General features: G+C 51.4%; 1 rRNA gene. It reads right to left on the minus strand.

The features are described from left to right. A 23S ribosomal RNA gene (locus tag M3180_RS23170) occupies window positions 1–245 on the minus strand; the annotation flags it as partial.

Raw genomic sequence — 245 nt, forward strand, 5'->3', positions numbered from 1 at the left:
GCTGTTCCGCGTTCGCTCGCCGCTACTGACGGAATCACTTTTGTTTTCTCTTCCTCAGGGTACTTAGATGTTTCAGTTCCCCTGGTATGCCTCACTCTAACCTATGTATTCAGTTAGAAGTAACCGTCCATTACAACGGCTGGGTTTCCCCATTCGGAAATCCCCGGATCAAAGCTTGCTTACAGCTCCCCGAGGCAGTATCGTTGTTCGCCACGTCCTTCTTCGGCTCCTAGTGCCTAGGCATC

It is taken from the genome of Paenibacillus camelliae (assembly GCF_023715345.1).
GTDB classification, from domain to species: domain Bacteria; phylum Bacillota; class Bacilli; order Paenibacillales; family Paenibacillaceae; genus Pristimantibacillus; species Pristimantibacillus camelliae.